Origin of the sequence: Mesorhizobium sp. WSM3866, assembly GCF_002294795.1 — a bacterium.
GTDB lineage: Bacteria > Pseudomonadota > Alphaproteobacteria > Rhizobiales > Rhizobiaceae > Mesorhizobium.
This window is the reverse complement of sequence record NZ_NSGC01000025.1, coordinates 1-13779: the sequence shown is the minus strand read 5'-3', so window position 1 is coordinate 13779 and position 13779 is coordinate 1. Positions and strand designations below refer to the sequence as shown.

The window sequence follows — 13779 nt, the reverse complement described above, 5'->3', positions numbered from 1 at the left end:
CGATAGGTTCCGCATTCCCCTCCACAGCCAACCTCCGAGTTGAGGAGATCGCCTCATGTCTCTACATCCGGAGCTGGTCCGCCATCTGAAATCCCCCTTGTTTGGCGCTATCGACCGTGTGCCTGCACTTGGCACGCCGGTCCGTGGACGCACGTTCGAGGTCTTCAATCCGTCGACCGGTGAATTGCTGGCGGTGCTTCCCGACATGGGCGTGGAGGAGACCCGCGCGGCGATCGACAAGGCCTATGTCGCGCAGGCTGAATGGGCGGGACTGACAGCCCGCGAGCGCAGCGAAATACTGTGGCAATGGCATCAGCTGATCGTCAGCCACACCGATGACCTGGCCGCGATCCTTACGGCGGAAATGGGCAAGCCGCTCGCCGAGGCCAAATCGGAAGTCTCGCATGCGGCCGCGTATCTGCAATGGTACGCCGAGGAGGCCAATCGCATCTACGGCGAGACCATCTCGGCTCCCTCGACAGATCGCCGCATGCTGGTGATCAAGCAGCCGATCGGCGTCGTCGGCACGATCACGCCATGGAATTTCCCGGCTTCGATGGTGGCGCGCAAGATCTCGCCGGCGCTTGCCGCGGGCTGCGCCATAGTGCTTAAGCCTGCGGAACAGACCCCGCTTGTCGCAGGCGCGATGTTCGCGCTCGCCGCCGAGGCCGGCTTTCCCGACGGCGTTGTCAACCTCATCTATGCTTCGGAGGGTGCCGCGGTGGGGCGCGAGCTCTGCCACAATCCCAAAGTGCGCAAGATTAGTTTTACCGGATCGACCGAGGTCGGACGCCTGCTCATGCGCCAGTGCTCGGACCAGATCAAGAAGGTCAGCCTCGAGCTCGGCGGCAATGCGCCTTTCATCGTCTTCGACGACGCCGACGTCGATGCCGCCGTGGACGGGGCGATCCAGGCGAAGTTCCGCAATGCCGGCCAGACTTGCGTTTCGGCGAATCGCCTTTACGTCCAATCGAGCGTTCATGACGAATTCGTCGACAAGTTCGTCGAACGGGTTCGCGAGCTCCAGGTTGGCGACGGTTTCGATCCAGGCGTCGCTATCGGCCCGCTGATCGACCGCCAGGCGCTCGCCAAGATCGAATCCCACATCGCCGATGCCGTGGGAAAAGGCGGCGCGATCCGGTGCGGCGGGGGCCGGATTGGCGCGGACGGCACCTTTTTCCAGCCGACAGTCCTGACCGACGTCTCCAGCGCAATGACGGTGGCGCAGGAGGAGACATTCGGGCCATTGGCTCCCCTCATCCGCTTCGAGGATGCGGATCAGGTCGTGCGTGAGGCCAACGACACGATCTACGGACTAGCCGCCTATTTCTATGCGTCCAACCTGAAGCGTGTCTGGCGTGTAGCGGAGGCCCTGGAATACGGCATGGTGGGCATCAACACCGGGCGCATGTCCTCGGAAGCAGCGCCCTTCGGTGGCGTCAAGCAGTCCGGCATCGGGCGGGAGGGCTCCCGCCACGGCCTCGAGGATTACCTTGAGATGAAATATCTCTGCATGGGCGGCATCTGAGTGACTGACAAGCTGTTCTTCTCACCAGACCGTCTGGCGAAGCCGGAACTTCTGTTCAGCGCGTCATGTCATGGCGAGCATCCCCAGAAGCTCCGACTGCCAAGCTCATGGCGAGTTTCGAGCAGCTTGGATGAGCGCGCCGCCGATGTCTGGTCCACTTGTGCATTTGAGAACCCTCCATCTGAGAATTTTTTGTCCCCCCGCAGCAGCGCGGCGCGAGGTCAGAAAAAGCCGTTCGAAATTTCTCTCGCGACTGGCGTGAACGGTTAAATTCTGGCGCGGCTCGGGGATCGGAGAGCGTGTGGCCTCAAGCGCAAGAACATGTCTGCCCAAAGCATAGATGGGAACGCAGTGATATAGACCTGCGTAATGCCGAAGCTTTAGCCTTGCACCTCGATCCAGTTGCTCTTCGTGGGGGACCTCAACGTGAAGCCGCCAAGCGTGCCGATTAAAGGCTCTAGAAGCATCGCGCTGCCGGTTTCCGGACCGAGACTGGGATGCGGCTAACCACGCTGGAGGCAGGGTTCGGGAAGCGCACAATCCCCTGCGGATTTTGCTCTGACTGCCAACTCTCCAATTTGCCCGGCCGCACCAGGCATAAATTGGATTTAGCGCCAGCTAAAACTTTTAGGTATTCTCTTGGGAACGCTTGATCCTCTATCATTGATGTTATGGTGAGCGATACCGCCCTACCGGGCGGCATGATTCCTTTTGCCAGAGCGAACACTATTTATTCCGGCGCCGCAGCGAGGCTTTGATGAATACTGACACTCCAGCATTCTGGGGCCGGGAGGACCGGTTCTCGGTGGTTGGACCGCGCGAGGCGCAAAGGTGCGTGCATTTCCAGCACTTCCCCACGACGCCAGTATCGATTTCAACGCGAAACCACCAGGCGACAAAGGGCAGCCGGCGCCGATGTCGATGAGCTTGGCTCGAGTCTGCAAGGCGGGATGACCAGGTATTCCTCTCTAGCTGATTTTCCCCCAAGAGTACCTTTGGTTACAGTGCCTCGGAGTTGGCTTGAGCAAGAGCTTCGCCGCTATAGCGTGTGCCAGCCTCGCTACCCGCAATGGGGGCGTGAGAAAACCGAGCAAGCGCGCAAATGCTCCGCACGGGTTTCAGCAACCTTTGTCCGGCCGTGTGGCAGCGTCTAGCAGCACGGCTCTCGGGCAGGCTATCCGAACGAACTCAGTTCGTCCGGTCCCGGCCCCACACGTGAAAGTCGCTCGTCTAAGTTAACGGTGGAAAAGGAGCCACGATGAAGAGGTTTGAAGGAAAGGTCGCCCTCGTGACGGGCGGGCGTAGCGGAATTGGTCAAGCCACCGCGCGACGACTTCGGGACGAGGGTGCACGCGTCATCACGGCGCAGCGGGGCGAGGATCGGGAGTTCGAAGCGATCTCGATCGACTTATCGGTGCCGGCTGAGGCAGGTCGTGCTGTCGAGGCTGCGGTAGACCAAGCCGGGCGACTTGACGTGCTGGTGAACAACGCGGGAATGATGGAGGAAGCGCGGATCGAGGATATGGCATTGGCGGATTGGGAGCGCACGATGGCCGTCAATTTGACGGCACCGTTCATGCTGATCAAAGCCGCCCTGCCCCACCTGCGGTCAGTGGGTGGTTCGATCGTGAATGTCGGCTCAATCGAGGGCCTGGGCTCCAATCCGAAGCATGCTGCCTACGGCACATCCAAAGCGGGTATCCATGCCCTCACCAGGGCAGTGGCGATCGACCACAGCGGGGAAGGCGTCCGTTGCAACGCGGTGGCACCGGGTTGGATCGATACCGACATCAATGTGGAATTCATCCGGAACCTGCCTGATCCAAAGGGATTTCGCCAAAAGGTCGGGAAGATCCACATGGTAGGCCGCACCGGGAAGGCCGAGGAGGTCGCAAACCTGATTGCCTGGCTGGCTTCGCACGAAGCTTCTTTTGTCACCGGACAGGTGTGGACGATCGATGGCGGCCGGATGGCAATGCTGAGCCTGCCCCAATAGCGGCAGGATTGTTCTTTCGAAGCCGCGGGCTGTCCCGGAACAAACGCCGTGAAGCGCAAACAGGAATATGCGTAATAGCGGCGTGATTGGCCCATCACTACGAGGGCATTTATTCTTGAACCTGTGCTTGCAGCAACGCAGCAGACAAAAGTGGGGACAAACAAACCAAAGAACAACTAACGGTCTTGTCCAGAAGGGCTCGAGCCGCTTCATTCCGGTTCGACGCTCTTTCGTGGGCGCGTGACAGCAGGCAGGAAAAAACCACTTGGCTCGTTCGAAAGACAAGCGAATTGGCTATCTACGAGGAAAAACGTCGGATGGAGTTGAGGCTGTGGTCAGCGTTTCAAAGATTGGTCGCGACTACAGAATCGAATTTGGCTTCAGAGATCATCGGTGCCATCCATCCATCCGAGATATTGAAGGCGTAAGGCGAGAGGCATTGCTCGTCTTCGACGTGAGAGATGCAACCTACCAGTCAATTTGAATGGGCTACAAGCCCATCAATAGATCCGCGATCTGGCGGAGTGGCGAAGGAGATGAAAAGGCATGGCTAGATGCACTGCGCCGGTAAGGGGCCATCGCTCATCGGCCGCCGCAGCCGACTGTCCTGCATGCGGGAGTCGCTATAGCCGCTTCAGCGGTTACGGCGGGTATCGCGGCTACAGCAGCAACGGATCATACTCGTCCCCTTCTTACTCCTCCTCAAGGAGCAGTAGCAACGGGTCGGGGCGCCGCACCGCAAAGCCGCGCTGGTCGGGAGCAGGTTCGGCTGTGTGGTACACGCCTGAACAAGTGCAGGCGCTCACGCCGATTCGCGAAAACGTGGAGAACCTAGCGGCCTCGCAGCCTGACCTTCGTGACGTATTTCTCTGTCACGCATGGGATGACAGGCAGGGCTCTGCCAAAGAACTACATGATCTGCTCGAAGCGCGCGGTGTCCGCGTGTGGTTCAGCGAGAAAGACCTTGGTCTCGGGGTGCCGATGATGCGCGCGATCGACAAGGGCTTGGTGAATTCGCGGGTCGGTATTGTTTTGGTGACCCCGGCTATGTTGCGACGCCTCCCGGCAGAAGGCATCGCAGACAAAGAGCTTTCGGCGCTTCTCCGGCGTGAGCGGCTCGTCCCGGTTGTTCATGGAACGACCTATGAAGAACTTGAGCAGGTCAGTCTCCTGCTAGCCTCCCGAGCCGGGCTCAGCACTGCCGAAGAGTCGATGGCGGAAGTCGCGACCAAAATCGCCGAACTGGTCGCTACTTAGTCGCGCGAAAGCGGACACCCCTAAGCGGCCGAATGCGCACGCTGATCATCGAGATGCGCGAGGAATGGCGGGATCTCGATCGGCGCATCGAGGCGCTAAACGCCGAGTTCAAGGAGTATGTCAGTGAGCATGAAGCGGCGGGTGTCCTCCAGTGTCTCGTTCACGTCCTCGCCGAGCTTGGCCAGCCGCGATCCACCGCAGCGACCGCAGGCCGACGGAGCAGCGATGACGACGCGCTCGCGCTCGATGTCATCGGGCCAGGGCTTGCGCACTGGCCGCTTGCGCTCGAAGGCGCGCACCTTCTGAGGGCCCTTCGCTCAGTGACGGTCGGCATGGTGTTCCAGCACATGGCGCTGCTGCCGCACCGCACCGTCTACGACAATGTCTCCCTTAGTCTCGAACTCCGCGGCAAATCACGCAAGGAGTGCCGCCGCGTGGCGGAAGAAAACCTCAAAGCTCGTTGACTTGAGCGGTTGGGGTGAGCGTTACCCGACGAGTTCTCCGGCGGGATGAAGCAGCGGGTGGGGCTTGCCCGTGCCATGGCGGCGGAGATCCTGCTACTGGACGAGCCGTTCTCAGCCCTAGGCCGCCAACTCCAACAGCAGTTCCTAGACCTCGCGAAAGGTGGGAACGCCGGAAGATATCGTCACCGCGCCCAAGGACCGCTATGTCGCTGATTTCGTGTCAGGCATTTCGCTCCTCAATCTTAGCTGCGTCTCTCGCTGGCACCACAGCCACGCAACGACGCTGTCGTGCAAGCAACAAAGGGCTGTGCCTTCGGGCGTTCTCACGCTCCTTCGGACCGGCCCGCTATAAGGCACAACTTCGCAACCGCACGTCAGCCCGGCGTCTGAAACGGACTTGGATCGCGGAAGCGGCGTAGCACGTTGTCGGAAATGCGCGCGACATTGTTGGCGTAGTCGGCGTACGGCAGACAGCTTCCCCACGCTATCGAGCCGACAGAAAAGACCGCGCCGCCCGCAGGTGTCTCAAAGAACGTTATATCTGCTCGAATAGGCTCTCTTGGGGCATCATTCCAGAGAGCTGTGAAGAACTCGCTTCCACTCATCCCCCGCATGTATGCGCTGCTATGGCCCTCGGAAGCGGCAACCACAAGGGCATGGCGCGGGGTGCCAAGTCCTTGGTCCACAACGTCAAGCTCAAGACCCGCCGCTCCGCCCAATATACCAAAATCGCCAATGATGCTTTCGGTTATCCCTTCGAAAATGAAGCGCGCCCGCGGATCGTCACCTGCCGGCAGCCGACGATAGTAACTGGAGCGGTCAAAAGCCTCGGTCCGATACCCCACTCCAACGAGTGACTGTTCGGGTCTGCCGAGATCCCTCCATGCGCCACAGAGCCGGCCTGTAAAGCTGCTGTAGGCATCGCCCGCGTCGACACGGCCCATCTTTGAATTACGCCGCCGGAGCTCGACCAAGCCGCGCCTTTGGGGATGAAAATCGATGGTGTGGTAAAACCCATTGCCCCCGAGATACATGAGCCGACCGCCCTTGGCGAGGAAACGGTCGAGGGCCTGCAGCATCGGTTGAGACCAATACTCCGGGTGACTGCCAGTAACCAGCACGTGGCAACCCTCCAAGGCGGCAACGCCCTCTCGGTCGAGCTCCTCATCCGTCAAGACGTTGTGACCGGGAACTGCCCGGCCAAGCCAGCCGAGAAGGCAAAGATCGATCTGGAAGTTCCAGAGCCAGCCGCCAGGCTGTCGGTTCAGCACCGGCCGGCGGAGCGAGCCGATCCAGCGCCCGCTGCCGTCGTCATGCGGATCGTAGAGCGACCTGCCGGGACCTGGAAGACCAACAGCCAGAAGGTCGAGTGGGGTGAAAGTGACACCAAGACAGCCGAGACCGTACTCTATTCTTTGATGTTGGGATAGCATGTTGACGTAGGCTGCGTATGTGGCCGTGGGCGCCAGGAAGGCAACATCGCTCGAGGCATTTGCTGGCTGCCGTATGTAGAACGGCACATAGAATTCAGCACTCTCTCCCCGCAGACGGGCGGCATAGCAACCGCTCGGCCAATCGACCGGCACAGTAAGCCGCAGGTCCTCTTGCCAGCCGGGACTTTCGATATCGTCGTGGTGGAAATAGATAGCACCATATTGTTCAGGCGCCTGGCGCCAATCTAATGTAGAGCTATCCCAGTTCGAACCTTGGACAGCACGGGCGGGCTGATTGACGCATAAGCCGTCGTGACCCAAGCCTGAGAGATCCCGGACCACGTCTGATGCGGGCTCATTCACCAGTTCCCAATCGGCCAAGCAGGACCAATTGACAGGTTCGTTCGGCTTGCGTGCAGCCAACTCCGTGATCTGGCCGAGGGACAGCGCCGCAGCCAAGATGCGGGGACGTTCCATTTTGCCGTTGAAGTGGTGGCAAGGAAAGCCGTCTCCACCCCGCTCGGCAGCCACTAGAAGATGACCGTCACCGCTTGCTGGCGGCTTCACATCCTGCACGGCCAGCCAACTTGCGCCGGCGTGGTCGTGCGTTCCCGAAGCGAGGCGATGAACCGCGATAAGCAAATGACCGCGCTCGGCATCATAGCTTAGCGCAACGAAGCTCCAGCGACGCAGAGACAATGGCTGATCGAGGCGGTAGACCCGCGCCCCATCGGCGTCCGCAAAGATCGCGGTCAGACAGCCCTCGGCATCGATCCGCAAGGCGACCCCACTGCGCCCGTCCGCGGTCAGCGTACTCACCAGACAACGAGGTTGACCATTAACAAAAGTCGGAAAAATGTTGGCGCAAAGCGTTATTGGCCCAAGATCCGCCAGACGCTGCGAGCCACCGACCTCAATGTAGGAACCAGCCCGGATGGGCTGCTCGCGCCCAGGATAACGCTTGCCCTCCATCAACACGGTGGGCTCGAAGGGCGGCATTTCCGGTCCGGCATCGCAGCCAAGCAAGCGGACGAAATCGCACTCGAAGCTGTCGAGTTTCACGCAACTCACAGCAAAGCCGATGGTTTCGCCCGGCTTGACGCTGTCGCGATCTGCATAAGCGAGGATCACTGGGCGATCAGGCTGCATCGTCACTTTCCTGCACTGGGAGTGGACCGATCAGATGGCGCCAGCGCTGCTTGAAAACCCAGCGTTCGACATCCTCGCGCGTTTGAAAACAGGCAGGCGCCATTTCAGCGATGTCCAAGCCGTCAGGCGACCAGCGCGCGGCGCGCCACTCGCTGTAGGGCCTGGTCATTATCGTGAACCACTTGCCAGCCGTCGGTTGGGAACGCATCACGTCGAGAACGAAGCGCAGATCGGCACTGTGGCGGCCGAATGGTGCATCCAGGAACTCGCGCACCAAATCGAAACGTTGAGTGAAAACCGCCAAGGCGGCGCGGGCGGCAGCCGTGCCCGCATCCTCAACACTGCGCCCTGCCCAAGATTTATTGGATTCAGGGGTAGGACCTTCGGTCGTCATATCTAGCCTCAAAACTTAGAATAATGATCCTCTGCTTATACGACCGTGCGCACCCATCTTCTGTTTCATAATAGTTTGCTCTGGGGCTACGCGGGAGCGTGCCCGGCGGTAAGCCAGAGGCGGCCGTGGGAGGCATCGGCAGCCGTGCTGGCCTCCTTCGAACGCCTTGAGCAGACGTGAGGTATTCACGTCAGCACAAGTCCGGCCGATTCCTGCTCGGATGCGACCGATGCCGAAGATCTAGCCCATCAAAGCGGCGTCGAAAGGACATTTCGTGAGATTTTCGAAGCCGTTCTGGGTGACCAGAACCTGCTCCTCCAATTTCACGCCTTCGCGCCCACCGACAGCTCCGATGTAAGCTTCGACGCAAAGCGTCATGCCGGGCTCAAGGATGTAGTCAAACGCTCCCGGAATGAAATCCTCGGGATAAAAGATTGCAGGATATTCGTCGCACAGGCCAATGCCATGCATCATGACGCCATAGCGCTGGTGGACGAATTCCTTCGGTAGCTTGTGGCCTCGCTCCGTAATTTCTGTGAACGACAGGCCGGGCTTCAGCAGGGCCATATTGGTCTGCACATGCTCATATGCGATGGCATGCAACCGGCGCTGCTCATCGGTGGGCTTTCCATCGCCGCAGTACCAGGTTCTCGAAAAATCGGCGCACATGCCGTAAGGACCCACCATATCGGTATCGAACGCGACCAAGTCGCCCGATTGGATCCGGCGCGGCCCTGCCTCTGCCAACCACGGATTGGTGCGTGGCCCGGAAGTGAGGATACGGGTTTCGATCCACTCGCCGCCCCGGGCAATGTTTTCGGCATGAAGCACCGACCACAGTTCCGTTTCGGCTATACCGGGCTGCAAGCGCTCGCGCATCTTGGCGACGGCAATCTCGCAAGTTGCGATCGAGCAGCGCATGGCGTTGATCTCGTCAATGCCCTTGATGGCCCTCGCATGCTCCATGAGTTGCATCCCGTTGCAGACTTTGATCCCGATTTCATCCAAAGCACGAAGGCCAGGGATCTCGATCTTATCGACCGCCAGACGGCGGTTCTTGCCGCAGCTTCGGCGCAGAAGCTCGTCGACCTGCCCGGCAAATTGCTTGGCGATCACCTCTTCCGCGTCACCAGCGGCGAAATAGTAGAAGGCCGCACCCCCATCTCGGACTTCGTTCACGAGTGGGAGGTGGGCCGAAAGGTGCTCGCAATTGTGGAAGTCCCAGATTACGACATATCCATCCGCAGATATGAACGCGGCCCGATTGGCGTTGTGCGTAACCCAGACTTGCATGTTCGAGGAATCGGTTGCATATCTGATGTTCAGCGGATCGAAGCACAGCACGCCCGCATAGTCGCGCTGCCGAAGCTGCTGAACGATGCGGGCAAGCCGCGTCTCGCGCATTCTCACCAGATTTGGCGGGGTCAACCCCAGTGCCGACCATTCGGCAAACGCGACATCGGTAGGCCCAATTTCCACGCGATCGTTGTCATCGATGCTCCCGTCAGGTTTCAGTGCTGTTGGACGCCGGCTGGGATCAATTTTGGGGGTCGTGACCGAGAAAGATGACATGGATTAAGCGTTCCCTACGTTGGTGTTTGGACAATTAAGTCGGAGGTTAGCGGACTTTCATATGCGGAAAAAAATACCGCATGCTATAGAATGGGTTTATCCCGCACGATGTCCTCCGACCTCTCAGCGCCAGAGGTTAAGCTCGATAAGCGTTTGGATTGGCGCCGAACGCGAGGCGGAAGCACTTGGAAAAATGCGACGCCGACGCGAACCCACAGGCTATCGCGACCTCAACGATCGGCAATTCGGTCTGTTCGACAAGACGCTTGGCTCGGGAAAGTCTTACATGGAGGTAATAGCGCATCGGGGAGGTAGACAATGCGCGCGCGAAGAGCCTTTCGATCTGACGCGGCGAGCGACCGACGCACCTGGCAATGTCACGCACGGGCATTGGGTCCTCGACATGTTCTTCCATGATACGAATTATTTCAGCGATCGGCTTCGAGATGCCTATTTCGTTAGGGCTGATGGGCGACTGTCTTTCCGAGGTGGAGCGCCAATGCCCGGCCGTGGTGTGCCGACAGACGGCCAGCGCCACCTCCTTGCCGAGATGCTCGCTGATCAACTCCATCACCAGGTCGAACGACGCGAACTCACCTGCACATGTCACGAGCTGGCTATCTCGAACGAAGAGTCGATCGGTAACTTGGGGCCGTCCGAATGTCTCAGCGAACGCGGCACGCTTGTCCCAATGAATTGTACACGGGACCCCGTCGAGCATTCCGATCTCGGCGAGCAGCCAGGTTGCTGTACCCAAAGCCGCTATGGGAACGCCGTGTCGTTTATAAAGACGAAGAACATTTACAAGAGAAGCTGAAACCTGCTTTTCGACCATTTCGCCAGCCAGGACGACGACCATGGTTGGCCGATTTCCGGACTGCAACATTTGGCTGGCGCATTTGAAGTCACTGTCCACCGACAGCCCAAAGCCGCTGGCGCATCTTACCGGCTGACCGTCTTTGCTCAACAGGGACCATTCAAAAAACGGCCGTCCTAAGATCGAATTGGCAAGGCGAAGCGGGTCCACAAATGATGAAAGACTAAGCAGGGAAAATCCAGGGAGCGCCAAGATCATCAGGCGGCACTGATCCGCTTGTGCATCCATCTGATTCTTTGCAGTGTCCCAAAGCACTGGGCCTGAACTGCTGGGCGGTGCAAATGGCGCATTCATGGTGTCTAATCCGTCCAAAATATCGCGCCGGATTTAACTTCTGTCGGCGCGAGATCGAGCCCTCAGAAATCAAGCTCGAACGTTGTGCTTGCGCTTCATAAAGTCCTTGGCGGTCTCGACGGCGACGGCCGCGTCACGGCAATAGGCGTCGGCGCCGACGGCCTTGCCGAATTCTTCGTTGAGCGGCGCGCCGCCAACCAGCACGACATAGTCGTCGCGGATGCCCTTTTCCTTCATCGTGTCGATGACGACCTTCATGTAGGGCATGGTGGTGGTGAGCAGCGCCGACATGCCGATGATGTCGGGCTGGTGCTCCTCCAAGGCCGCCATGTATTTTTCGACCGGGTTGTTGATGCCGAGGTCGATGATCTCGAAGCCGGCGCCTTCCATCATCATGCTGACAAGGTTCTTGCCGATGTCGTGGATGTCGCCCTTGACGGTGCCGATCACCATCTTGCCCTGCTTCGGCGCGCCGGTGGCGGCGAGCAGCGGACGCAGGATGAACATGCCGGCCTTCATGGCGTTGGCCGACAGCAGCACTTCCGGCACGAACAGGATGCCGTCGCGAAAATCCTCGCCGACGATGCGCATGCCTTCGACCAGCGCCTCGGTCAGCACCTTGTAGGGCACCCAGCCGCGTTCGAGGAGAATATGCGTTCCCTGCTCGATCTCTTCCTTGAGTCCGTCGTAAAGGTCGTCGTGCATCTGCTGCACGAGTTCATCGTCGGAAAGCTCGGAAAGAATGATCTCTTCATCAGCCATGTCTTGTCTCAACGCTTGATTTCAAAGAGGTCGGCACCCCATGCTCGATGGGGCGCCGACCCGGCTTCGGACGAAGCCTTGGGAGTTCTTTGGTTACGAGACCTTCCACAGAGCATCTCGAACGGGGTGAAGCGCGTACCTCTGCAGCGGTGAATGCAGCGTCGCTATGTTGCGCAGGGAGCCTAAGCAATGCTTGGCGAGATCTCCTCCTGGCGCTTGGCGACGAATGCATCGAGTTCTTCTCGCAAGGCCACATTTAGAGACGGCTGCTCGTAACTTTCGATAATCGATTTGGCCTTCTCGCGGCAGCGCTGTGCCATATCTTTCGATCCCTTCACCTTCCACTGCTCGTAGCTAAGGTAGTCGAGTATCTCGGGGGCGATGAAAGCGTCTTTGAAGTGCTTGAGCGTGAAGGAATCCCCGAGGTAGTGGCCGCCAGGGCCGATCCGCCGGACAGCCTCGAGCGCGTCGTCGAAATGTTCGAAGGATATACCTTTCGCGTATTTCTCGATCAGCAGATTCTGCTCCGCGTCAGCCACGAACTTGGCCATGCAGCACACCAGGCCGGCCTCATCCCAGCCGCCGGCGTGCATCATTAGACTCGCGCAGGCGCTGGCGCCCGACATATAAGCGATGGCTGACTCATATCCGGACTGCGCATCGAAAGTCTTGGCGGACGACTGGGAGGCAGTGGTTCGCCAAGGCACACCGTACCGCCTGGCGAGCTGGCCGATGACGGCGTTGAGCAAGGTGACCTCAGGCATCCCGGACATCGGGGCGCCGCTGCGCATCGAGACCGAGACCGAATATTGGCCATAGATCATTTTCGCGCCGGGTCTGACCAGTTGGGTATAGGCGAGCGCGGCGAGCGCTTCTGCGTTCAACTGCGCAATGGTGGCCGGCACGTCTGCGGGAGTGTTAGCAGCGCCGAGGACGAAGGGTGACAGCAAAACGACCTGGTTGGCTTCGACGAAAGCTCGAAGCCCTTCAAGCATGGTTGAATCCCAGACCAAGGGCGAATTTCCTGACACATGCCCCATCATCACAGCATTCTGGTCCATGAATTCCTTGCCATGGACGATTCTGCCCATCGCGATAGAATCCTCGGCTCGCTCCTTCCCGGTCGTAAGACCGAAGAAGGGCATGTTCGTTTCCACTAGGCTGGAATGATTAATGTGTAGGTGACGCCAGGGCACTGCGATGTCGGTGGGCTCGCAGGTAAACCCTCCGGCAATGTGGAAGCCCGGCAGCATCTGGGTAAGCCGGTTTATGTCGCGAAGATCCGCGATCGTCGATGATCGACGGACGCCCTGTAGGTCGCGGACATTTGGTGCCCCCTGCATGGCACCGAATGTCATCGTATCAAGCGCGATCTCGAAGCGCTGCGATAGGTCGCGGGATGTCATCTCAAAGCGGGATGGCGCCTTGGCGATGAGGTCCATAACCATATCGCCCTCGAGGCGGACGCGATGCTCGTTAACATCGGCGCCAGCCTCCTTCCACTGCCTTATCGCCGTTTCATCCCTGAATTCGATGCCGACCTCGCGCAGAATAGCTAAGGACGCCTGGTGAATGCGTTCCAACTGCTCTGCAGAGACGACCTCTACTGGCCGAATGCCGTACTTTATGGTGGAAACGCGCGGCCTTTTCTCGGCTTCCCGCGCCGCCACGACAGAAGATCGGCCGCCGCGGCGTCGAATTGTGGGTGTGTCAGCGTCCATATTACCCTCATCTGCGGTGCTGGAGTAATCAGCGGCCCACTATCGGAAATCGAGAATGTGCCGCCTGAAATGGGCGGCCTTGCTCATTATAAAATTCATGGTAGGCAGCAACGGGCGCCATGAGAATACCTAAAAGTTTTCACTGGCTCTAAACCCAATTTATGTCCAGCCGACCCGATGCAAGCTGGGACGTGAGCCCCAGCATCATCCGCCCCAGAAATCTCAGGCGCAGCTCTTCGGACTGGGCGAGAAACGAGTCGACCAGTATCTTGCACCGCTTGTTCTTGCTGACGTCGTCGCTGGCCAGCAGGAAGAATGCTCGTTCGGTCTTG

Annotated in this window: 11 protein-coding genes and 1 pseudogene; 4 read left to right on the top strand and 8 right to left on the bottom strand. The window is 59.3% G+C overall.

The genetic code is table 11. The annotated features are described in order from the left end of the window. Nucleotides 1-55: 55 nt before the first annotated feature. The 3 genes from CK222_RS29945 to CK222_RS29935 all read left to right on the top strand — a co-directional run bounded on the left by CK222_RS29945 (nucleotide 56) and on the right by CK222_RS29935 (nucleotide 4781). Nucleotides 56-1528: an NAD-dependent succinate-semialdehyde dehydrogenase gene (locus tag CK222_RS29945; protein WP_095802800.1), complete on the top strand. Its 1473-nt coding sequence runs from the start codon at nucleotides 56-58 to the stop codon at nucleotides 1526-1528. Nucleotides 1529-2786: 1258 nt separating this feature from the next. Next, nucleotides 2787-3524, top strand: a complete 738-nt coding sequence (locus CK222_RS29940) for an SDR family oxidoreductase (RefSeq protein WP_095802799.1) — start codon at nucleotides 2787-2789, stop codon at nucleotides 3522-3524. Between the two features lie 546 nt (nucleotides 3525-4070). Further along, entirely contained in the window at nucleotides 4071-4781 is a 711-nt protein-coding gene (locus CK222_RS29935; protein WP_095802798.1) for a toll/interleukin-1 receptor domain-containing protein, read from the top strand. 107 nt (nucleotides 4782-4888) lie between these two features. On the opposite strand, the pseudogene CK222_RS32610 reads toward CK222_RS29935, so the two are convergent. Then, nucleotides 4889-5080, bottom strand: a pseudogene (locus CK222_RS32610) (IS66 family transposase); the annotation flags it as partial. Between the two features lie 21 nt (nucleotides 5081-5101). Here CK222_RS32610 and CK222_RS33220 point away from each other — a divergent pair. Next, nucleotides 5102-5245, top strand: coding sequence for a hypothetical protein (locus tag CK222_RS33220; RefSeq protein ID WP_245433366.1), 144 nt, complete (start codon nucleotides 5102-5104; stop codon nucleotides 5243-5245). Between the two features lie 374 nt (nucleotides 5246-5619). Here the strand turns inward: CK222_RS33220 and CK222_RS29925 are convergent, their stop codons facing one another. From CK222_RS29925 to CK222_RS32755, 7 genes are all read right to left on the bottom strand, one after another. Further along, on the bottom strand, nucleotides 5620-7827 hold the full coding sequence (locus CK222_RS29925) for a N,N-dimethylformamidase beta subunit family domain-containing protein (protein WP_095802797.1): 2208 nt from the start codon (nucleotides 7825-7827) through the stop codon (nucleotides 5620-5622). Next, nucleotides 7817-8221 carry a hypothetical protein gene (locus CK222_RS29920; RefSeq protein ID WP_141247160.1) on the bottom strand — a complete coding sequence of 135 codons (405 nt, stop codon included), beginning with the start codon at nucleotides 8219-8221 and terminating at the stop codon, nucleotides 7817-7819. The genes CK222_RS29925 and CK222_RS29920 overlap by 11 nt, the downstream gene beginning before the upstream one ends. A gap of 240 nt (nucleotides 8222-8461) precedes the next feature. After that, nucleotides 8462-9793, bottom strand: coding sequence for a dimethylsulfonioproprionate lyase DddP (gene dddP / locus CK222_RS29915; RefSeq protein ID WP_095802795.1), 1332 nt, complete (start codon nucleotides 9791-9793; stop codon nucleotides 8462-8464). A gap of 136 nt (nucleotides 9794-9929) precedes the next feature. Further along, a complete protein-coding gene (locus tag CK222_RS29910; protein ID WP_095802794.1) occupies nucleotides 9930-10964 on the bottom strand; it encodes a GlxA family transcriptional regulator in 1035 nt (344 codons plus the stop codon). 69 nt (nucleotides 10965-11033) lie between these two features. Further along, on the bottom strand, nucleotides 11034-11726 hold the full coding sequence (locus tag CK222_RS29905; RefSeq protein WP_095802793.1) for a B12-binding domain-containing protein: 693 nt from the start codon (nucleotides 11724-11726) through the stop codon (nucleotides 11034-11036). A gap of 182 nt (nucleotides 11727-11908) precedes the next feature. After that, nucleotides 11909-13447, bottom strand: a complete 1539-nt coding sequence (locus tag CK222_RS29900; protein ID WP_095802792.1) for a trimethylamine methyltransferase family protein — start codon at nucleotides 13445-13447, stop codon at nucleotides 11909-11911. Nucleotides 13448-13595: 148 nt separating this feature from the next. Beyond that, nucleotides 13596-13779 (bottom strand): hypothetical protein (locus tag CK222_RS32755; protein ID WP_210201957.1); only part of this gene is annotated, 184 nt, incomplete at its 5' end.

What these genes read in the sequence shown, in the direction of transcription:
- CK222_RS29935 (WP_095802798.1), top strand. Translation starts at nt 4,071, where the DNA reads ATGGCTAGATGCACTGCGCCGGTAAGGGGCCATCGCTCATCGGCCGCC.
- CK222_RS29910 (WP_095802794.1), bottom strand. Translation starts at nt 10,964, where the DNA reads ATGAATGCGCCATTTGCACCGCCCAGCAGTTCAGGCCCAGTGCTTTGG.
- CK222_RS29925 (WP_095802797.1), bottom strand. Translation starts at nt 7,827, where the DNA reads ATGCAGCCTGATCGCCCAGTGATCCTCGCTTATGCAGATCGCGACAGC.
- CK222_RS29945 (WP_095802800.1), top strand. Translation starts at nt 56, where the DNA reads ATGTCTCTACATCCGGAGCTGGTCCGCCATCTGAAATCCCCCTTGTTT.
- CK222_RS29905 (WP_095802793.1), bottom strand. Translation starts at nt 11,726, where the DNA reads ATGGCTGATGAAGAGATCATTCTTTCCGAGCTTTCCGACGATGAACTC.
- CK222_RS29920 (WP_141247160.1), bottom strand. Translation starts at nt 8,221, where the DNA reads ATGACGACCGAAGGTCCTACCCCTGAATCCAATAAATCTTGGGCAGGG.
- CK222_RS29940 (WP_095802799.1), top strand. Translation starts at nt 2,787, where the DNA reads ATGAAGAGGTTTGAAGGAAAGGTCGCCCTCGTGACGGGCGGGCGTAGC.
- CK222_RS29900 (WP_095802792.1), bottom strand. Translation starts at nt 13,447, where the DNA reads ATGGACGCTGACACACCCACAATTCGACGCCGCGGCGGCCGATCTTCT.
- dddP (WP_095802795.1), bottom strand. Translation starts at nt 9,793, where the DNA reads ATGTCATCTTTCTCGGTCACGACCCCCAAAATTGATCCCAGCCGGCGT.